Here is an 18,348-nt window from a genome sequence, read left to right on the forward strand (position 1 = left end):
CCGCGCCCGAGGCGAGCGCCGCGCAGGTGGCGAGCATGCTCAGCGCGGGCGGCAGGACCACAGGGCCGGTGTAGTCGCCCACGGCCATCGCCACCGGCCAGAGCAGGGCCAGGCCCAACAGCACGCCCTGCGCGGTGCGGGGCGCCCCGCGCGACCACAGCAGCGCGACCGCTTGTGCCGCCGCCAGCAGCGCGAAGAGCACGCCCGCCGACACCCGCTGCGCGCTCGACGCCTCCTCCGCCCGGATCACCAGCGCCGGAAGCAGCGGTTGCAGGACGAGGCCGACCGCCGCCGTCAGCTGCGCCAGGCGGTGGCTCCACGGAGCGGACTGATCCACCGGGGCCGGGGTCCTGCCGGGCAGAACCGCGCGCACCTCCCAACCGCCATCCGCCGTCGGGCCGCTGTGCAGGGTGCCGCCCGCCTCCCGCGCCCGGGACCGCAGGAACCCCTGGCCGCGTCCCCCGCCCAGGCCCGCGCCGTGCGCCGCCGAACCGGCCCGCGGTGCCGCGCTGGTGACCACGACGTCCGTACGCGTCTCGCCGTACCGGCACAGCACCGTCGTATGCGCGCCGGGAGCGTGCCGTGCCACGTTGGTCAGGGCCTCGCGGACGATGCCGTGGGCCGCGTCGGCTACGGCGCCGTCCGGCAGTGGGCCGATCTCGCAGTCCACCCGCCCGCCGAGGCGGCCGAAGCCCGCGACCAGGCCCCGCAGCCGCTCCTGCGGCGAAGGCAGTTCCTCCCGCGAGGGTGCGGGTGCCCGCACCGCGCCCAGCGCCCGGGTGACCTCGCGGCCGGTCTCGACCGCGAACCGCACCGCCTCGTCGGCCAGTTCGGGCCTGCGCTCGCGCAGCCCGGCCGCCGCCCCCACCGTGACCACCACCGCCGTCAGGTGGTGGGCGCTCACGTCGTGCAACTCCCGTTCCATGCGGCGCCGCTCCACCGCCGGGAGGCGGTGGCGCTCGGCCTCGGCCCGCTTCAGCCGCTGTTCGGCCGTCTGCCGTGCGTGGCGCCTCCGCCGTACGAAGAGACCGGCGCCGCACGCGGTGGCGTAGAGGAGGGCGGTCAGGACCAGGTCGAGTCCGTTCCGGTCGCTGAGGCCGTGCAGCGTGATGCCCTGTAGGAGCTGCCAGACGGCGAGTGCCCCCGCGCACAGCACGGCCGTGAAGGTGTCGCGGCCGGTCGCCACGGTGAACAGGGCCAGCGCGACGCCCGCGGTCCCGAGCACGGCCGTCGCCCCGGCGGGCAGTGGTCCGGCACCCAGCGCGCAGGCGGCGGCGACCACGACGAGGGTGATCACCGGGCGGCCGCGGCCCAGGGCGAGCGCGGCCCGCACGACTCCGGCGACCAGGGCCGCCACGAGAAGGGCGGCCCCGGACGGGACGGCCCCGCGCGCCAGCGCCGCACCGGGCCACACCACGGCCTGGGCGCAGATCAGCAGGACCGGGAGCAGCCGGTCGTCGGTTCGTGTCATGACGGATCAAGGCTATGGCCGCAGGTGAGCGGGCCGGGTCCGGCTGGAGGCGGAAGTCGGCCTCGTACCTGGGTTATAGGCCTGCTTTCTCTGCCTGCTTCTCTGCCTGCTTTCGCTACCTCCTCTACCTCTGGTTCGAGACGGCAATCGTCCTGCGGCCCGAGGACCGCACCCTGCCCCTCGCCATAGCCTCGATCACATCGAACCTTCCACGACTCACTCAGGGGGAACTCCCATGTCCAAGCGCGTTGTCGTCTCGTCGCTCATCGGTGTCGCCGTCGTCGGCGCGGTCGCCGCCGGTGGCCTCGCCATGGCCTCGGCCCCGACGGAGCCGACCCTGGAGAACGGCTCGGCCCGCTACACCGCCCCGTCGTCCGACGGCGGCGCGGGCTCGCTCACCTTCACCGCGGACGTGAGCGACGACTCGGGCGTCCGTGGCCTGAAGGTCCTCGCCTGGCCCGCGAGTTCGAAGCTCGACCCGACCGGGGCGGAGCTCCGGGACGCGGAGAGCGCCACGTGCCGGAGCACCACCGCCGAGACGTCCCGCTGCACGTACACGCTGAAGGTCACGAGGGACGAGGCAGCCGAGCTGACTGAGGGCACCTGGTACGTCTCGGCGCGGGCGGCGGCCAAGGACGGTGACACGAAGTTCGTGTCCCGTGCCGCCACCTTCGACGTCACCCGCTGACGCCGCGAGGCGCGCGGTGCGGGCCCAACTCCTGGAGTACGTCGCCGAGTTGGTCGGCCGTCAAGGAGTGGTCCGGGAGCGGCGGCGCGGCCGGTGCGGCCGGTGCGGCACGCAGGCCGTCCAGGAAGAGGGCCAGGGGGCGGCGCCAGGCGTCGGGGGTGGTCGCCGTGGTCAGGGCCGGGATGGCGCGGCCGAGGGCGGCCAGGGCGAACAGGACGTCCTCCGTGGTGGCGTCGGCGCGGACCGTGCCCTGGTCGCGGCCTCGGCCGAGCAGGATGTCCATCGTCTCGCGGTTGTGGGCGTGCACGGCCCGCAGCGCGTCGATGCCTTGCAGGTGCGTGGTCATGAGGTCGTTGGTGCCGCGGTCGGCGGCCAGCGTGACGAAGACCGCCCGCACGTACTCGTTCAGCGCCGTCCAGGCGTCCGGGGCCGTTCGCGCCTCGTCGCCCGCGGTCATCGTGCCCGTCAGGAGGTCGTGGAAGACGGCGTCGATGAGGGCCGCCCGGGTGGGGAAGTTCCGGTAGAGCGTCGCGTTCCCCACGCCCGCCCGGCGGGCGATCACGTCCAGCGGCGCCTCCAGCCCCTGCTCCGCGAACACCTCGCGGGCGGCCTCCACCAGAAGATCCCAGTTGCGCCGCGCGTCGCGTCGCCGTGGGGGCGTCGCACGGTGTGAGTCGCCGGCCATCGTCACTTCCCTGCCGAAGGTAGCCAAGTGGGGAGCGCTCCCCGGTAGGGATGTTATCGCCGGGAGTGGAAGCGGGGACCGCTCCCCATTTGCGCAGCCGAACTCACGGCGGCGGGAGCCGACGTCACGCTCGTGACCCCGGATCCCGCCGGGAGCCGCGATCCGCTATCCGATATCCGCTATCCGAACTGGCCCGGCTGGTAGTCCCCCGCCGGCTGCTGGACCATGACGTTCACGCGGTTGTAGACGTTGATGACGGCGATGAGCGACACCAACGCGGCGAGCTGCTCCTCGTCGTAGTGCTTGGCGGCATTCGCCCATGCCTCGTCCGTGACACCACCGGCCGCGTCGGCGATCCGCGTGCCCTGCTCCGTGAGTTCGAGGGCGGCGCGCTCGGCGTCGGTGAAGACCTTGGCCTCGCGCCAGGCGGCGACGAGGTTGAGGCGCGTCGCGGTCTCCCCCGCGTGCGTGGCGTCCTTGGTGTGCATGTCGGTGCAGAAACCGCAGCCGTTGATCTGGCTCGCGCGGATCTTCACCAGTTCCTGCGTCACGGCGGGCAGGGTCGAGTCCGATACGACCTTGCCCGCGGAGTTGATGTGCTTCAGGACCTTGCCCGCGAGCGGGCTGCCGAAGAGGTTCAGACGAGCGTCCATGGCGATCTCCTGTCACGTCGCCGCAGCGGTTGCCGCGGCAGTTGCCGTTGCCTTCACTGCTCTGACGGATGAGCCCGGCAAGATGTGACACGGCCCCTCCCGCAGGGCTCGCGTTACAGTCGGAAGATCCTGTGAGTTCAATCGAGTTCGACAATTTCGACAAAAATGGGGGGCCTCTCATGGCACTGTTCGGAAACGCGCACACGATCAATCCGGCCACCGCGCAGCAGGACTACGCACGTCTGCTGGGCCACGGCGAGCAGGTGCAGGCCGCGTTCCTGCTGATCCGCGACACCATGCTCTTCACCGATCGTCGCCTCGTACTCGTCGACAAGCAGGGGATAACCGGCAAGAAGGTCGAGTACCACTCGGTCCCGTACCGCAGCATCACGCACTTCGCGGTGGAGACCGCCGGGCACTTCGACCTCGACGCCGAGCTCAAGATCTGGATCTCCGGCACCCCCGAGCCGATCCAGAAGACCTTCACCAAGGGCGTCGACATCTACGAGGTGCAGGCGATCCTCACGCAGTACGTGGCGCGCTGAGCGGTAGTTCGTAGCGCCCAGCGGCTCAGGCCTGGGGCACGCGGTCCAGGAAGCCGTGCACCGTACGGATACGGCCGTCGTCGGCGAGCGTGACGACGTCGAACCCGGCGACGGGCGCTGAGCCGTCCGCGACCGACACCAGTTCCCAGCCGAAGCGTGCGATGTGGTGGTGCCCGTCCACCGCGCCGATCTGCCGGAACTCGAAGCCGGGGAACTGCTCATGGGCCCCCGCGATCACGGCGGCGAGGGACTCGTGCCCGGAGACGTCGGCCAGCGGGTCCGTATAACCGCCGTCCTCGCTCCAGGCGGCGGCCACGGCCTTGGCCAGGTCCTCGGCGCCCTCGGCGTTCCAGGCCTCGAAGTAGCGGGCGACTGCGGTCTCGTACGCGGACGTGTCGTGTGCGGACATGGCGGGTGCGGACATGGCGGGTGCCTCCTGCGGCTCGGTCATCCGGGTCGTTCTTTCCGATGGCCTGAGCTTGCCGGGCGGGCGGACGCGGGTCGATTACGTCCGGGGTAATGCCCGGCCACGAGCGCCACCCGCTGTCTTCTCACGCGAGGGCGACTGTGCTTGCCTTGGGGCTCTTTCGGTCGCTGGGACGGGAGTTGGGTCATGCGCAAGCCGTGGACCGGTGCGGTGCCGTGGGTCGGTGGGGTGCCGTGGGCCGGTGCGGTGCTTGCCGCCGTGCTGCTCCTCGGGGCGTGCGGCGACCCCGGCTCCGGGGGTACGCCGGACGACGCCCCGCAGACCCCCTCGGCGCGCACCTCCGCCGCCGCACGGGACAAGCCCCCCGCCGACCCCTCCGCCGAGCCCTCCGCATCGCCCGTCGCAGAAAAGTCGCAGACAAAAGCCCCAAAAGTCCTCTATCTCGGCGACTCTCTCGCAATGGAGAACCAGACCGCCCTCGGCGACCAGCTCCGCGCCGGTCTCGGCGCCCGCTACCGCAGCGCGCCCTACTCCGGCACCACCCTCTGCGACTACCTCGACGACACCGGCAAGGACTCCCTCGTCCCCGACAAGGACAAGGCCGCCACGCTCGTCCGCGAGCAGCGGCCCGACTACGTGGTGCTCCAGTTCTGGGGCAACGCGTGGGGCTATACGCCGTGCATGGACGGCATCACGTACGACAAGGAGCGGCAGAAGTACTTCGACCGGTACGCCGCCGACGCGAAGGCGCTGGCCTCGCAGATCCATGCCGCCGGCGGGGCGGACCGGCCGCGCATCGTGTGGGTGCTGCAGGGCCCCGACCCGATCACGCCCGACCGCGTACGCCGCGTCAACGGCATCTACGAGGCGCAGGCGCGGGCCTCGGGCGGTATCGCCGCCGACGCGGGCCGCGTGGTCGCCCCGGCGGCCGACCGGTACCGATGGGTGGAGAAGCTGCCGTGCACGGCGTACGAGAGGAAGAACCCGCCCTACTGCACGGGGGCTGGCCTCGCGGCCTTGCACCGGGGCGACGACTACCTGCACTTCTGCCTCGCCCCCACCACGGCCAAGTCCCGGCCGTGCCCGGCCCGTTCACCGGGCATCCGCCGGATGACGGCCGCGATCACTGAGGCGGTTGCGTCAGACCTCCGGTAGCGGCTGCCGCAGTGAAGCTGGCGAAGGCGCCTTGGGCGATGGTGAAGGCGGGGCCTTCGGGGTTCTTGCTGTCGCGGATCGCGATGGTTCCGTTGCACTGGGCTGGGGCGATCTCGATGCATTCGCCGCCACCGCTGCCGCTGTACGTCGACTTGCGCCATGCCGTGCCGTTGAGGGGGGCGCACTCGATGCATTCGCCGCCGCTGGTTCCGCTGTAGGACGACTTACGCCACTGTGCGCCCGGCAGGTGCTGTGCGGTGCCCATAGCGTTCCTCCATCACACGAGCGATCAGTTTCGCCGAGCCGTCCGTCGAGAGGGCACAGCTCTGCAAGCGAGCGTAGCCGACCGAACGCTCCCTGATCACTTGCGAATTGGCGGTCATATGGCCTGAGTCGTAGCTCTCGGCATAGAACAGGTCCGGGTTGTCATCGAAGCGCAGGAGGGTGAACGACCCCATCATCCCAGTGTGCTGACCGATCGAGTAGGGAAGCACCTGCACCTGCACCCACGGGTGGTCATGGAACTCCAACAGGCGTGCCAGTTGGCCTCGCATGACGTCCCGGTCGCCGACCTCCTGGTGCAGCACAGCCTCACCCAGCACCACCCACAACGCGGGCGGGTGCTCCCGCTCCAGGATGCGCTGCCGTTCCATTCGAGCCGCGACCAACTCCTCGATCCGGCCTGGGTGGTCTACGCCTAGCAGCGCCCGCGCGTACCCCTCTGTCTGCAACAGCCCGTACACCAACTGGCACTGGAACGTGGAGATGAACGTAGCCCGCGCCTCCATCTCCGCATACGCCTGGAACCACGTAGGCAGCTGACTCTTCAGGACCAGCCCCACCAACCGCGAAAACACCCCATCAGTCCCGAGCGCCGCATCCACCCGCTCCGAGAAGTCCCTCGTGGGCACCTTCTTCGCCGTTTCGATCTGGCCCACCAGCGAGCCCGTGCAGAAGATGATGCCGCCCAACTGGCCCTGCTTCAGGCTCGCCGCCTCCCTCAGGCGGCGTAGTTCCGAGCCGTAGTAGTCCAGCGGGGAAGCGCTGGGGTCGAGTTCGTTGATGCGGACCATGGGACGGTCACCCCCAGGCTCAAACGCTCTGTCACGTTGCTCTCGCTCTGTAGCCCAGCGTAACCAGCCAACTCCACGCTGGTGACATGAATCACGTAACTCCCCCTCCGCCCCTGCCCGTTCGCGGGACGTACCGGACGAGTCTCACGCTCGGTGAGCATTCCGCGCGGCACCTTCGGTTCATCCTGCGGGCGTATCTGGGGAGTTGGGGCATGCGCGAGCTGCGCGACTGTGCCGAGCTGGCCCTCACCGAGCTCGTCACGAACGTCGTGCGCCACGTGCCGGACCGCCACTGCGAACTCCTCATCCTGCGGCGCCCGCAGGGCCTCCGCGTCGAGATCGCGGACCGGTGTCCCCGGCTGCCCAGGGAGGGCGACGGCGAGGAACTGGCCGAGGGCGGGCGCGGGTTGCTCATCGTGGCGGCGGTCAGCGACCGGTGGGGGGTGGATCCCAGGCCGGACGGCAGCGGGAAGACGGCCTGGTTCGAGTGCGACGCGAAGGAATCGGGGCCGACCCGTTCGGGCTAAGCCCGCTCGCGCGCCCCGTAGGGCTGTCGGACGCTGTGAATTCCTGTCGACAGAGAAAGAGGTGCCCATGAGCAGCGGCACGAGCAACCCTCGGGGCGAGAGCCTCTGGGCTTCAGGCGGCACGATGTTCGCGGGTGTCCTGATGCTGGTCTACGGCATCCTCGGCATCCTCGAAGGCATCGCGGGCATCGCGAAGGACGACGTCTACGCGCGCATCGGGGACTACGTCTACAAGTTCAACCTCACCACGTGGGGCTGGATCCACCTGGTCCTCGGCATCCTGATCGCCGTCACCGGCTACGGCATCCTCAAGGGCGCGACCTGGGGCAAGGCGGGCGGTGTCGCCCTTGCCTCGCTCGCCGTCGTCGTGCACTTCATGTGGCTGCCCTACCAGCCGATCTGGGCGCTGATCTCGATCGCGATCGGCATCTTCGTCATCTGGGCGCTGTGCACGGACCACTCGGACCGTGACGCCCACCGTGGCGGCCAGGCGGCGGGTGGCTGGGGCGCCCGGAGCACCTCCACCGGTCCCGGCCCGTTCGCCGAGGGCTCCGGTGGCGCCGACCCCGGGCCCCCCGGCGGCCAGGACCGCACTCCGCCCGCCGCACCCTGACCGGACGCGAGGCGGTGGCCGGTCCCGGAGAGCCCATGACGCCGCAGGCCCGCGCCCTGCTCCCGCTCGTCCTGCCCGCCCTGCTCATCGGCGTCGGGTCCAGCCTGATCCTGCTGCTGCTCAGCCTGGTGGCCGAGCGGTTGCAGGATCTGCTGTGGGACACGCTGCCGGACGCGGTCGGCGTGTCCGGGACGTCGGCGGGGTGGATCATCGGCGTGCTCACCGCGGCGGGGCTGGTCGTCGGCCTTGTCGTGTGGAAGGTCCCGGGGCATGCGGGGCCCGACCCCGCGACGCTCGGCCTCGTCGATCCGCCGCTGCCCGTCCGGGTGCTCCCCGGCATCGCGCTCGCCGTCGTCGTGGGCCTCGCGGGCGGCGTCAGCCTCGGCCCCGAGAACCCGATCACGGCGATCAACATCGCCCTCGCCTACACACTCGGCGCGAAGGCCATGCCCCGCACGCCCGCCGCGGACTGGGTCGCGCTGGCCGCCGCGGGGACCATCGGCGCCCTCTTCGGTACGCCGGTCGCCGCGGCGCTCATCCTCTCCGAGACCGCCACCGGCCCCGGCCCCGATCCGCGTCCGCTGTGGGACCGGCTGTTCGCGCCGCTGGTCGCGGCGGGCGCCGGGGCGCTGACCACGGTGCTCATCGCGCACCCGACGTTCCAGATCGACGTCGAGGCGTATGCCGGGCCGCGCTGGGGCGACATCCTCTCCGCGATGGTCATCAGCACGGCGGCGGCGGCCATCGGGCTGTGCGCCGTGTACGCCTTCCCCTACCTCCACCGCGTCTTCCGCCAGCTCGGACACCCCGTACTGATGCTGACGGTGGGCGGTCTCGTGCTCGGCGTCCTCGGCGCGCTCGGCGGCCACCTCACGCTCTTCAAGGGCCTGGACGAGATGAAGGAGCTGACCGCGCACGCCTCCGAGCACGACGCGGGCAACCTCCTGCTGCTCGCCCTGGTCAAGCTGCTCGCGCTCTGCGTGGCCGCCACCTGCGGCTTCCGGGGCGGGCGGATCTTCCCCGCGGTCTTCGTGGGCGTGGCGCTCGGCATGCTCGCGCACGCACTCGTCGAATCCGTACCGCCCGCTCTGGCGATCACCTGCGCCATCCTCGGCCTCCTGCTCGCCACGACGCGGCAGGGCTGGCTGAGCCTGTTCACGGCGGCGGTCGTGGTGATGGACCTCGAACTGCTGCCCGTCCTGTGCGTCGCGGCCCTGCCCGCCTGGCTCCTTGTGACCGGGCGCCCGGACATGCTGATCGAGGAGGACTCGTCAGATGCGGTCAAGGCCCGGCACTCCCAGTGACGCGAGCCCGTCCAGGACCAGGTCCACGCCGACCGCAGCGAGGAGCAGGCCGAGCAACCTGCCGAAGAGTTCGATAGTCGCGTGATGCGTGCCGCGCAGGACGCGGGCCAGGAGGACCACGCACACCAGGTCCAGGGCGATCACGGCGACGTATGCGCCGACGACCGTGGACCGCCAGGACCAGGTGTCGCGGGCCGCCGCCTCGATCAGCACGGCGGTCATGGCGAGCGGACTCACGATGTACGGCATGAGCAGCTCGCGTACGCCGCTGACGAGATCGGGCGCGTCCTGGTCCGCGCGGTCCGAGCCGAGGTGGACGCCGAGGACGAGGCCGACGGCGTAGATGAAGAAGATGACGCCGCCCGCGAGCTGGAGCGCGGGCGTGGAGATGTGGAAGAGCTCGAGCAGCCAGGGCGCGGTGAAGCCCGCGATCAGGCCCACCACGACGGCGGCACCGGACGAGACGAGGGCGATCATCCGCAGCTCGCGGACCGGATGGTTCTGCGCGAGGCCGCCGAAGGCGAGCAGCACCTTGGGCGGGCCGACGACGGAGAAGAAGGTGATGAAAGCGGCGGAGTAGGTCAGAGCAGCGGTCACGCACGGCATCCTGTACCGCGCCGCCCCTAGAACGCGGCGGGCCCGCCGTTCGCCGCGACCGTGTCGCGCACCGCGCGCACGAAGGCCTCCAGGCGCGGGGTGCCCGCGGCGGCCGTGCGCCAGATCAGCGCGACGTCGGCCGACGGGACGTCCGTCAGGGGTACGAAGGTGATGTCGGGCCGTGAGTAGTACTTCTCCACGGACGCGACGACCGGCGACACTCCCTGCCCGGTGGCGACCAGCGTCATCAGCTCCTGGAACCCGGCGACGGACTGGCCGCGCCGGATCGGCAGGCCGCTGGGGGTGCGGGGCGGGATGTGGAAGTCCCACCAGTAGGCGGGCGCGCCGTTCACGACACCGAAGAAGGTCTCGCCCGCGAGCTCTTCGAGCGAGACGTTCCGGCGGCCGGCGAGGCGGTGGCCGAGTGGCACGGCGAGCATGCGGGGTTCGTTGATGACGACGGGCCCGACGGTGAGGTCCGGCTCCTCGACGGGGAGGCAGGTGAACAGCGCGTCGGCGTCACCGCTGCGGAGCGCGCCGAGCGGGTCCCCGAACTGGGTCTCCCGCATCCGGACGTCGCAGCCCGGGCAGCGCTCGCGGAACGTCGACAGGATCGCGGTGGTCAGCGTGCCCGCCCCCGCCCCGAGGAAGGCCACGGTCAACTCACCCTCGACGCCGCGCGCCACGTCCTTGGCGCGGGCGAGGGCGGCCTCCATCCGCAGATGCAGCGGCGCGAGATCGTCGTACAACTGACGCCCCAGCGGGGACATTTCCACCTTGCGGCTGGTGCGCTCGAAGAGCGGGGCGCCGATCTTGCGCTCCAGCTTCTTCACGGTCTGGCTGACGCGGGCCTGGGAGAGGAGGAGGCGTTCGGCGGTGCGGCCGAAGTGGAGTTCTTCGGCGAGGGTCAGAAAGGTTTCGAGCTCCTGGCGTTCCATGCTTCTCAGCCACCCTGTCCGTCTCTGACCTGCATCTATAAGTCTGAGCGTGCCGATCGTTTCATGGATCGCCGTTGATCGGGGCTGGATGGGGGCGGACCTTGGAGGAGTCCCCACCACGGACCCACCACGAACCCCTTCACGGACACACTGATCCTCTCAACTCCCCGGAGATTCCCATGCTTTCGCGCACTCGCAACTCCGCCGTCGCCGCCGCTGCCGCGCTCGCCCTGACGGCCGGTCTCGCCGTCACGGGGGCCCACGCCTCGGGCTCGAAGTCGCCGTCCGGCCCCGCCTGGGCCGCCGCCTGGGCCGCGTCGCCGCAGCGGGCCAGCACGGGCTTCAAGCCCAACTGGTCGGAGGACGGCTTCTCCGGCCAGACCCTGCGCCAGGTCGTGCGCGTCACGGAGGGTGGCGACAGAGCCCGCATCCGCCTCTCCAACGCGTACGGCACCTCACCGCTGCACATCGCGGGGGCGACCATCGCGCGTACGAAGAAGGGAGCGGCGGTCGAGGAGGGCTCGGTGCGGAGGCTCACGTTCGAGGGGAGGCGGTCGGTGGAGATCCCGGCGCACGGGCAGCTTTCGAGTGATGAGGCTGGCTTGGCCCTGAAGCCCTTCGAGTCGGTCACCGTCACCTTGCACCTCGCCCGGACGACGGGGCCCGCGACGTTCCACGCGCAGTCGTTCGCGACGAGTTACCGGGCGGACGGGGAGCATGTCGGGGACACGGGGGCTGGGGCGTTCGACGAGTCCTCGGAGTCCTGGTACTTCCTGTCGGGGGTCGACGTCACCGGCAAGAAGCCGCGCACCGGCAAGGGCGTCGTCGTCTTCGGCGACTCCATCACCGACGGCTTCGCCTCCTCCACCGACCTCAACCGCCGGTGGTCCGACGCACTCGCCGAGCGGCTCGCCAAGGCGGGGACGCCTCGGGCGGTGCTGAACGCCGGTATCGGCGGCAATCTCGTCCTCAACGACTCGGCCTGGTACGGGGAGCGGGGTACGGCGCGCTTCGGGCGGGACGCGCTTGACCTGCCGGGGGTGGGGACCGTGGTCGTTCTGGAGGGCCTGAACGACATCGGGTTCAGTGAGAGCGATACGCCTACGTACAAGCCCGCTCCGAAGGTGAGCGCCGATGAACTCATCGCGGGGCACCGGAAGTTGATCCGGGCCGCGAAGGCGAAGGGGGTCAAGGTGGTGGGGGCTACGTTGCTGCCGCTGGGGGGTTCGGATCACTACGGGGTGCGGGCTGCGGAGGTTAGCGATGCGTTTAATGCGTGGGTGCGGACTTCGGGGGAGTACGACTCGTACGTGGACTTTGACCGGGCTCTTGCGGACCCGGCGGATGGTGAGCGTCTCGCTCCCGAGTACGACAGTGGGGATCACCTGCACCCTAACGATGCGGGGTATCGGGCGATGGCCCGCGCGGTTGACCTCGAAGCGATCTAGTCCCCAACCCCGCCCCTTCCCGAAAACCCGCTCTGGCGCGGGGGCCTTGGTTGCCCTCATCACCGGCTTCGCCGAGTTCGTCCTCAAACGCCGGACGGGCTGATAGTTCAGCCCGGCCGGCGTTTGAGGCCATCTTGTCGGGGGTCCAGGGGGCGGAGCCCCATGGTTTCGGGAAGGGGTGGGATTGGGGAAAGCCCCGCAGGGACCGCCCTTCACCCCCGCGATGGCGAGGCAATCGCGCGCGCGGCGACCACCTCCTGGCGGAGTGGTTCCAGGACGCTCTCCTGGGGGCCCGTGAACGAGGTCGGGACCTTCTCCAGGGTTTCGGAGCCGCGGAGGCCCTCCGCCAGCTCCCGGAGCTGGCGGGCCACCTCCCCCACCTCCGTCAGCGTCGGCTCCCCCGCCCCATGGCGAATCCGCACCGCCGCAGCGGTCGTCGCGTCCACGATGCGCTCGACGGCGATCACCAGCGGCCACCACGCCGCGGCCCGCGCCCCCATCGGGGGCGGTTCCGTCAGCGCGCGCTGGAACTCCGTCCGGATGACGGAGAGGTCCCGGTACAGGCCGCGCCGCATCCGCGCCCGCTCGGCCGCGTCCACAGCCGTGCCGAACGCGCTCTCGACGTACGTCGCCGTAGCGGCGACCGCGTCCGCGAGGCGGTCACCGATCCGGGTGTGCCAGCTCTCCGGCCACAGCAAGTACCCCGCCACCAGCGAGATCGCGCAGCCGATCAGGCTGTCGACCAGGCGCGGCACGACGAGGCCGAAGCCCTGGTGGTTCAGGACGTCCGACAGGAGCAGGATCACCGGGGTGATCGCTGCCGTCTGGTAGCCGTAGCCTCGCGGCGTGAACGCCGGGATCAGGGCCGCGAGGACAAGCATCACCGGTACGTCCCACCAGCCCCGCGGCACCTGCGACAGGACCGCCGCAGCCACCACGAGACCCGCCGCCGTGCCGAGCGCCCGCAGCACCGCCCGCGAGAAGACCGAGCCGAAGTCCGGCTTGAGGACGAACGTGACGGTGAGCGCCACCCAGTACGAGCGAGGCACCTCGATCAGTGACACCAGGGACTGCGCGATGCCGATGCACAGGGCGAGCCGCAGGCCGTAGCGCCAAGAGGCGCTGGACAGCATGACGTTGCGGGCCGCTCGGCGGGCCCGTACGCGCAGGGCCGCGGGGCGGCCCAGGCGGTCGGCGTCGTCCTTGATGTGCACGACGCCGTGCGGGTCGACGTCGTTGAGGAGCTCGGCGACGTGCCGCAGGGCATGGTCGACGGCGTCGGCGGAGGGTTCCAGCGGCTCGGGCAGCTCGGGGGCCGGGATCTGCGCGTCCCTCGGCGAGGCCACCGCTTCCGCGAGGCGCCGCACCTCCGCGGGGAACTCCGGCGGCATCGGAACCCCGCACTGGTGCGCGGCGGGCGCGGCCTCGACGACCGGCGTGATCGCGTTCAACTGGGCGATCAGACGCACCAGATCGGGGTTGCGGCCGTGCGCGCGGGTGCGGCGGGAGAGGACGAGGTCGTACGACTGGTTCAGGGAGGTGGTGACGGCCGCGCGCGCCTCGTCGTACCTCTCCGTGCCCGCCGCTTCGAGGAGCGCGGCCACGCTGCGGTAGGTCGCCGCGACGGCGGCCCGCTCCGGGATGCCCGACCGCAGCGGCCAGGCGAGCAGGGCGAGGGTGAGGACTAGGAGGCCGCCGCTGGTCATCAGGACGGGGGCGAGCCACCACTCCCCGGGCATCGGGAGGCCCGCCCCCACCACGGAGTTGAGCAGCAGGAGCAGGCCTGCGACGGATGCCACGGCGCCGATCGTCGACATCATCCCGGAGACGAGCGCCACGAGGGTGACCACGCCGACCGCGACCCAGCCGTGCCCGAAGACGAGCGAGCCGATGGTGACGCCGAGCGCGCCGAACAGCTGCGGGACCGCGATGTTGAAGATCCGCATGCGGTACGCGTCGGCCGTGTCGCCGATGACTCCGGAGAGGGCGCCCATGGAGGCGAGCGCGCCGTACGCGGGCTGTCCCGCCGCGAGGCCGACGAGGAGGGGCAGCGCCATGGCGACGGAGGCGCGCGCCACCGCTGCCCACGGGATCGGCGCCGTCTGCGGTTTGAGCGTCCTGACCAGCCAGGGAGGTGGGGCGAGAGCGCTCAGAGGGCCCGGTGGTGCGGGTGAATCGCGGCGGGGCATGCGGTCATTATTGCCGCCCTTGCTGCGCTCATCCCTGCCTGACCTGCGTTTTACCGCTTCGGCCTGTGCAGCGTCAGGTCCACCACCAGGGCCCGGTGGTCCGTGTCGCCGATGTCCAGGAAGTGGGCGCCCCGGGCCGAGAAGTCCGGGGTGGCCAGGACGTGGTCGATCTGCGTGCCGAGCGGTGACATGAGGTCGGCGGGCCAACTGGTGGTGCGGGCCGAGCCGGAGAGGGCGGCGGCGTCGCGCACGCCGCCGGTGTCCAGGATGTCGCGGAAGGCCGCGTGGTCCTGGGAGGCGTTGAAGTCGCCCGCGATGATGGTGGACCGGTCCTCGCCCTTGCCCTCGGCTGCGTAGTCGCGGAGTTCGGCGAGTTCGGAGCGCCAGGTGCCGAGTTGCTTGGGCAGCGGCGGCATGGGGTGGGCGAGCTGGACGCGGATCTGGTGGCCGCCCTTCAGCTCGGCCACGGCGCCGGGCATGCCCAGCGTGCCCGCGACGCCGCTCGCCTTCTTCAGCGGCAGTTTGCTGACGATCACCGACCCTTCGGCGCCGCCTGCCTCGCTCGCGGTGCGGTAGGGGTAGTCGGAGCGGGGCAGTTCGTCGCGCAGGGTGTCGGAGCAGGTGTAGTCGCACTCCGGGACGAAGAGGAGGTCGGGCTTCTCCTTCCGGACCGCCTTGATCAGGCCCTGCGTGCCCCGGCCGAACTCGACGTTCGACGCCATGACGCGGATGTCGGCGACCGCGGGGCCTTCCGGGTCGTCCGTCTTGCCGTACGGCTCCAGGAACCAGGCGACGCCGCCGAGCACCACGACTCCCCAGACGAGGCCGACGCGCCAGCGGGCGAGCGCCGCGAGCAGCAGGGCGGCTATCGCAGGGGCGAGGAGGAGGGGCAGGAACGCGAGGAGCTGCGGTACGGGGGTGAAGCCGTCGGAGTCGGCGATCCGGAAGCCGAGAATGGTGGTCACGCCTGCCAGCAGGGGGGCCGCGAGCCAGGCGGAGGGGCGTTGGCGGGGTCGCCTCTTCGCCTGCGGCTCGGGCCAGTCCTCCTGGGGCGCCGTCCTCGCTGCCGTTGCGCTGTCCAAGGCCGGCCTCTCCGTCTGGGGTCCTGCGCGAATCTTCCCCTAGAGACGGCGGGGGGTGCGGGAGGGTTGCATTTCCCCCACCCCGCCCTTTCCCGAAACCCCCGTACAAGATGTCCTCAATCGCCGGACGGGTGAAAATTCCAGCCCGGCCGAAGATCATTCAGCCCGTCCGGCGATTGAGGACGAACTCGGCGGAGCCGGTGATCCACGGCGCCGAAGCAGCCACGCGGCAAGCGCAACCCCCAGCCCCACCCCGAGAATCACCCACCCCGCCACACTCAGCGAGAACGTCAACGCGTCGTACACCGCCTCCGCCGCGGGTTGGGAGACGTCTTTCGGCAGGTCGTCCATGGTGAGCCCCCGGCCCACGATGACCGCTGCTCCAAGGAACGCCCCCGCGAAGGCCGCGCCGAGCGCCGTGCGGATGATCGCGCGGCGGCGGTGCACCGCGAGGAGGATTCCGGCCACGGCGAGGAGGACCGCCGCGGCCGGGAGCCAGAGGCCCGCCACCTGGAGCATGTGAAATCCCTTCCCGAAGGGGCCCAGGTCCGACGACTCCATGAGCGTCACCTCGGTGTGCCTGACCGGGATGCTGTCCGCGAACGGCACGTCGTCATCAGCCAGTTGCCGCTTGACCTGCTCGGTGATCGGCGCGAGGTCGATGGTCACCGCGCCGCCGTCGGACCGGCCGCTCAGCGCGTCCTGCACCGCGTCGTGCGCCGCGCGGTTCGCCGCGTTCCAGGCCGTCTTGAACGCCTTCGTCTCACTGAAGGACAACACCGCGTCCCGTACGAAGGACTCGACGGTGCCCTGCAGCGGGCCCACGTCGATCTCCTTCATCACCGAGTCGGTGACCGCGCCGGCCACCGCGTCCCGCACATCGGGGTCGGAGGCGAGCGGAGCCATCGTGGCGACGTACGCGTCGGCGTCCTCGATCTCGTACTTCGCCCAGGTGGAGAGCGCCCCGAGCGGCACGAGGAGGACGGCGAGGACGAGGAGGACCGCGGACAGCGTGCGTCTGAACACGTCCCCAAGGAGAAGTCCCGGTCACGCGGGGCGCGACCGGGACGAGTGCATACGGGGCAAGAACTCCTCCTTGCGGTTACTTGCGGTTGTAGAGACGCATCGTCACCGGGCCGAAGACCGCGACGATCAGCGCCGCCCAGCCCAGCGCCCAGACCAGCGACGAGCCCGGTGACGTACCCGCCATCAGATCGCGGACCGCGGAGGAGACATGGGTGACCGGGTTGTTGTTCACGAAGGCCTGCAGCCAGCCCGGCATCGTCTCGGGCTTCACGAAGATGTCGCTGAGGAACGTCAGCGGGAAGAGCACCATCATGCTGACGCCCATCACCGACTTCTCGGTGCGCAGCAGGAGGCCGAACATCGTCCACACCCACGAGAAGGCGAAGGAGAAGACGAGGAGGAGAAGCACTCCGGCCAGTACGCCGAGGACGCCGCCGTCCGGGCGGAAGCCGATGATCATGCCGACGGCCAGCATGACCAGGGACGCGATGGCGTACCGCAGGGCGTCGCCGAGGAGGTATCCGACCATCACCGCGGGGCGCCAGATCGGCAGCGTGCGGAAGCGGTCGAAGACGCCCTTCGTGATGTCGATGTTCACCGAGACGCCCGTGTACATCGTGATCATGACGACGGACATCACGAGGATGCCGGGCAGCAGGTACTGGATGTACTCGCTCGGCGATCCGGCGAGCGCGCCCCCGAAGAGGTACGTGTACATCAGCACCATCATGATCGGGAACGCCGTCACGTCGAAGAGCTGCTCCGGCACATGCTTGATCTTGAGCATGGCCCGCCAGCCGAACGTGAGGGACGCGGAGAGCGCGCTGGGGCGCGGGGGCCGGTCACCGGCGATGAGCAGTTCGGCGAGGGACTCGGTGCTGACGGGCGCCAGGTCCTGGGCCTCGGATGTGGTGGTCGCGGTGCTCATGCCTTTGCCTCTTTCTCCGCCGTGTCCGTCGCGTGATGGGGGGTGCCTGTCAGGGCAAGGAACACCTCGTCCAGGCTGGGCTGGCCGAGGGAGAAGTTGTCGACGGTGATCCCCGCGCGGGCCAGTTCGGCCAGGGCACGGGACGCCTTCTCGGCGGCGCCCGTGCCGTTGCGCTCGCCGTTGCCGACGCGGGCGGTGAGGGCGACCGGGTCGGGCTCGAGCTGGACCTCCGCGTCGAGCGCGATCCGCAGCGCCTTCGCGGCGTCCTCCCGCTGGCCCGCGTCCCGGAGCCGTACGTGCACCGAGCCCGCGCCGACCGACGCCTTCAGTTCGCCCTTGGTGCCCTCGGCGATGACCTTGCCGTCGTCGATGACGGCGATGCGGGACGCGAGGTGGTCGGCCTCGTCCAGATACTGCGTGGTCAGCAGGACGGTCGTGCCGTGCGCGACGACCGCGCGGACGATGTCCCAGACCTGGTTGCGGCTGCGCGGGTCGAGGCCCGTCGTCGGCTCGTCGAGAAAGAGCAGGTCGGGGGTGTTGAGGATGGATGCCGCGATGTCGATGCGGCGCCGCATGCCGCCGGAGTAGTTCTTCACCTGGCGGGTGGCCGCGTCGCTCAGGCCGAAGGCCTCCAGGAGCTGTCCGGCCCTGCTGTACGCGGCTTTCTTGCCGTGGCCGGTGAGGCGGCCGAGGAGCACCAGGTTCTCGGTGCCCGTCAGGTCCTCGTCGACCGACGCGTACTGCCCGGTGAGGCTGACCCTGCTGCGTACGGCGTCGGCTTCCCGCACGACGTCGTGGCCGAAGACGTGGGCGTCGCCGCCGTCCGGGCGCAGCAGGGTGGCGAGCATCTTCACGGTGGTGGTCTTGCCCGCGCCGTTCGGGCCGAGCAGGCCGTACACCGTGCCGGACGGGATGGTGAGGTCCACGCCGTCGACGGCGCGGTTGTCGCCGAAGGTCTTCACCAGGCCCGCGGTCTCGATGGCCACGCTGTTCATGTCG

General features: G+C 71.0%; 19 protein-coding genes and 1 pseudogene. 7 read left to right on the forward strand and 13 right to left on the reverse strand.

Features of this window, described 5'->3' with window-relative positions; translation table 11 throughout:
* A partial coding sequence (locus ABD378_RS29045; protein ID WP_344525455.1) for a sensor histidine kinase occupies positions 1-1,471 on the reverse strand: 1,471 nt, incomplete at its 3' end.
* Between the two features lie 235 nt (positions 1,472-1,706).
* Here ABD378_RS29045 and ABD378_RS29050 point away from each other — a divergent pair.
* Positions 1,707-2,159 carry a DUF5707 domain-containing protein gene (locus ABD378_RS29050; protein WP_344525458.1) on the forward strand — a complete coding sequence of 151 codons (453 nt, stop codon included), beginning with the start codon at positions 1,707-1,709 and terminating at the stop codon, positions 2,157-2,159.
* Here ABD378_RS29050 and ABD378_RS29055 read toward each other — a convergent pair.
* Both ABD378_RS29055 and ABD378_RS29060 read right to left on the reverse strand, forming a co-directional pair.
* On the reverse strand, positions 2,149-2,844 hold the full coding sequence (locus ABD378_RS29055; RefSeq protein ID WP_344525460.1) for a TetR/AcrR family transcriptional regulator: 696 nt from the start codon (positions 2,842-2,844) through the stop codon (positions 2,149-2,151). The two genes, ABD378_RS29050 and ABD378_RS29055, sit on opposite strands and share 11 nt — an antisense overlap.
* A 179-nt stretch (positions 2,845-3,023) precedes the next feature.
* Complete coding sequence (locus tag ABD378_RS29060; RefSeq protein ID WP_344525462.1) at positions 3,024-3,497, reverse strand: carboxymuconolactone decarboxylase family protein; 474 nt, start codon at positions 3,495-3,497, stop codon at positions 3,024-3,026.
* 179 nt (positions 3,498-3,676) lie between these two features.
* Between ABD378_RS29060 and ABD378_RS29065 the strand changes: the two genes are divergently transcribed.
* Complete coding sequence (locus ABD378_RS29065) at positions 3,677-4,042, forward strand: PH domain-containing protein (RefSeq protein ID WP_344525464.1); 366 nt, start codon at positions 3,677-3,679, stop codon at positions 4,040-4,042.
* A gap of 25 nt (positions 4,043-4,067) precedes the next feature.
* Here ABD378_RS29065 and ABD378_RS29070 read toward each other — a convergent pair whose 3' ends face one another.
* Positions 4,068-4,451, reverse strand: a complete 384-nt coding sequence (locus ABD378_RS29070; RefSeq protein ID WP_344525555.1) for a nuclear transport factor 2 family protein — start codon at positions 4,449-4,451, stop codon at positions 4,068-4,070.
* A 204-nt stretch (positions 4,452-4,655) separates the two neighbouring features.
* Here ABD378_RS29070 and ABD378_RS29075 point away from each other — a divergent pair, with 204 nt between their 5' ends.
* Entirely contained in the window at positions 4,656-5,624 is a 969-nt protein-coding gene (locus tag ABD378_RS29075) for an SGNH/GDSL hydrolase family protein (RefSeq protein ID WP_344525467.1), read from the forward strand.
* Here the strand turns inward: ABD378_RS29075 and ABD378_RS29080 are convergent.
* Positions 5,593-5,889: a DUF397 domain-containing protein gene (locus tag ABD378_RS29080; RefSeq protein WP_344525469.1), complete on the reverse strand. Its 297-nt coding sequence runs from the start codon at positions 5,887-5,889 to the stop codon at positions 5,593-5,595. The genes ABD378_RS29075 and ABD378_RS29080 overlap by 32 nt on opposite strands.
* Complete coding sequence (locus ABD378_RS29085; protein WP_344525472.1) at positions 5,849-6,697, reverse strand: helix-turn-helix domain-containing protein; 849 nt, start codon at positions 6,695-6,697, stop codon at positions 5,849-5,851. The genes ABD378_RS29080 and ABD378_RS29085 overlap by 41 nt, the downstream gene beginning before the upstream one ends.
* 212 nt (positions 6,698-6,909) lie before the next feature.
* On the opposite strand from ABD378_RS29085, the gene ABD378_RS29090 reads away from it, so the two are divergent.
* The 3 genes and pseudogenes from ABD378_RS29090 (at position 6,910) to ABD378_RS29100 (ending at position 9,141) form a co-directional block, all read left to right on the forward strand.
* The gene (locus tag ABD378_RS29090; RefSeq protein ID WP_386544453.1) at positions 6,910-7,224 is read left to right on the forward strand and encodes an ATP-binding protein; all 315 of its coding nucleotides are present in this window, start codon (positions 6,910-6,912) and stop codon (positions 7,222-7,224) included.
* A 67-nt stretch (positions 7,225-7,291) separates the two neighbouring features.
* A pseudogene (locus ABD378_RS29095) lies at positions 7,292-7,687 on the forward strand (DUF7144 family membrane protein); the annotation flags it as partial.
* 185 nt (positions 7,688-7,872) lie between these two features.
* On the forward strand, positions 7,873-9,141 hold the full coding sequence (locus ABD378_RS29100) for an ion channel protein (RefSeq protein WP_344525477.1): 1,269 nt from the start codon (positions 7,873-7,875) through the stop codon (positions 9,139-9,141).
* Here the strand turns inward: ABD378_RS29100 and ABD378_RS29105 are convergent.
* Together ABD378_RS29105 and ABD378_RS29110 are read right to left on the reverse strand one after the other, a co-directional pair.
* On the reverse strand, positions 9,109-9,738 hold the full coding sequence (locus ABD378_RS29105) for a MarC family protein (RefSeq protein WP_344525479.1): 630 nt from the start codon (positions 9,736-9,738) through the stop codon (positions 9,109-9,111). The genes ABD378_RS29100 and ABD378_RS29105 overlap by 33 nt on opposite strands.
* Before the next feature lie 26 nt (positions 9,739-9,764).
* Entirely contained in the window at positions 9,765-10,676 is a 912-nt protein-coding gene (locus ABD378_RS29110; RefSeq protein WP_344525482.1) for a LysR family transcriptional regulator, read from the reverse strand.
* Positions 10,677-10,855: 179 nt separating this feature from the next.
* On the opposite strand from ABD378_RS29110, the gene ABD378_RS29115 reads away from it, so the two are divergent.
* Positions 10,856-12,124, forward strand: coding sequence for an SGNH/GDSL hydrolase family protein (locus tag ABD378_RS29115; RefSeq protein WP_344525485.1), 1,269 nt, complete (start codon positions 10,856-10,858; stop codon positions 12,122-12,124).
* Positions 12,125-12,336: 212 nt separating this feature from the next.
* Here the strand turns inward: ABD378_RS29115 and ABD378_RS29120 are convergent, their stop codons facing one another.
* From ABD378_RS29120 to ABD378_RS29140, 5 genes are all read right to left on the reverse strand, one after another.
* Positions 12,337-14,313 carry an FUSC family protein gene (locus ABD378_RS29120; protein ID WP_344525487.1) on the reverse strand — a complete coding sequence of 659 codons (1,977 nt, stop codon included), beginning with the start codon at positions 14,311-14,313 and terminating at the stop codon, positions 12,337-12,339.
* A 50-nt stretch (positions 14,314-14,363) separates the two neighbouring features.
* A complete protein-coding gene (locus tag ABD378_RS29125) occupies positions 14,364-15,395 on the reverse strand; it encodes an endonuclease/exonuclease/phosphatase family protein (protein WP_425583880.1) in 1,032 nt (343 codons plus the stop codon).
* 156 nt (positions 15,396-15,551) lie between these two features.
* Positions 15,552-16,421 carry a hypothetical protein gene (locus tag ABD378_RS29130; RefSeq protein ID WP_344525493.1) on the reverse strand — a complete coding sequence of 290 codons (870 nt, stop codon included), beginning with the start codon at positions 16,419-16,421 and terminating at the stop codon, positions 15,552-15,554.
* 76 nt (positions 16,422-16,497) lie between these two features.
* On the reverse strand, positions 16,498-17,349 hold the full coding sequence (locus ABD378_RS29135) for an ABC transporter permease (RefSeq protein ID WP_344525495.1): 852 nt from the start codon (positions 17,347-17,349) through the stop codon (positions 16,498-16,500).
* Positions 17,346-18,344: an ATP-binding cassette domain-containing protein gene (locus ABD378_RS29140; protein ID WP_344525498.1), complete on the reverse strand. Its 999-nt coding sequence runs from the start codon at positions 18,342-18,344 to the stop codon at positions 17,346-17,348. The genes ABD378_RS29135 and ABD378_RS29140 overlap by 4 nt, the downstream gene beginning before the upstream one ends.
* Between the last annotated feature and the right edge of the window lie 4 nt (positions 18,345-18,348).

This window comes from Streptomyces rectiviolaceus (genome assembly GCF_039533825.1).
GTDB lineage: Bacteria > Actinomycetota > Actinomycetes > Streptomycetales > Streptomycetaceae > Streptomyces > Streptomyces rectiviolaceus.

Coding starts and splice junctions, on each gene's coding strand:
- ABD378_RS29115 (WP_344525485.1), top strand. CDS start 10,856: ATGCTTTCGCGCACTCGCAACTCCGCCGTCGCCGCCGCTGCCGCGCTC.
- ABD378_RS29120 (WP_344525487.1), bottom strand. CDS start 14,313: ATGCCCCGCCGCGATTCACCCGCACCACCGGGCCCTCTGAGCGCTCTC.
- ABD378_RS29075 (WP_344525467.1), top strand. CDS start 4,656: ATGCGCAAGCCGTGGACCGGTGCGGTGCCGTGGGTCGGTGGGGTGCCG.
- ABD378_RS29060 (WP_344525462.1), bottom strand. CDS start 3,497: ATGGACGCTCGTCTGAACCTCTTCGGCAGCCCGCTCGCGGGCAAGGTC.
- ABD378_RS29065 (WP_344525464.1), top strand. CDS start 3,677: ATGGCACTGTTCGGAAACGCGCACACGATCAATCCGGCCACCGCGCAG.
- ABD378_RS29110 (WP_344525482.1), bottom strand. CDS start 10,676: ATGGAACGCCAGGAGCTCGAAACCTTTCTGACCCTCGCCGAAGAACTC.
- ABD378_RS29055 (WP_344525460.1), bottom strand. CDS start 2,844: ATGGCCGGCGACTCACACCGTGCGACGCCCCCACGGCGACGCGACGCG.
- ABD378_RS29050 (WP_344525458.1), top strand. CDS start 1,707: ATGTCCAAGCGCGTTGTCGTCTCGTCGCTCATCGGTGTCGCCGTCGTC.
- ABD378_RS29080 (WP_344525469.1), bottom strand. CDS start 5,889: ATGGGCACCGCACAGCACCTGCCGGGCGCACAGTGGCGTAAGTCGTCC.
- ABD378_RS29100 (WP_344525477.1), top strand. CDS start 7,873: ATGACGCCGCAGGCCCGCGCCCTGCTCCCGCTCGTCCTGCCCGCCCTG.
- ABD378_RS29140 (WP_344525498.1), bottom strand. CDS start 18,344: ATGAACAGCGTGGCCATCGAGACCGCGGGCCTGGTGAAGACCTTCGGC.
- ABD378_RS29090 (WP_386544453.1), top strand. CDS start 6,910: ATGCGCGAGCTGCGCGACTGTGCCGAGCTGGCCCTCACCGAGCTCGTC.
- ABD378_RS29135 (WP_344525495.1), bottom strand. CDS start 17,349: ATGAGCACCGCGACCACCACATCCGAGGCCCAGGACCTGGCGCCCGTC.
- ABD378_RS29070 (WP_344525555.1), bottom strand. CDS start 4,451: ATGTCCGCACACGACACGTCCGCGTACGAGACCGCAGTCGCCCGCTAC.
- ABD378_RS29085 (WP_344525472.1), bottom strand. CDS start 6,697: ATGGTCCGCATCAACGAACTCGACCCCAGCGCTTCCCCGCTGGACTAC.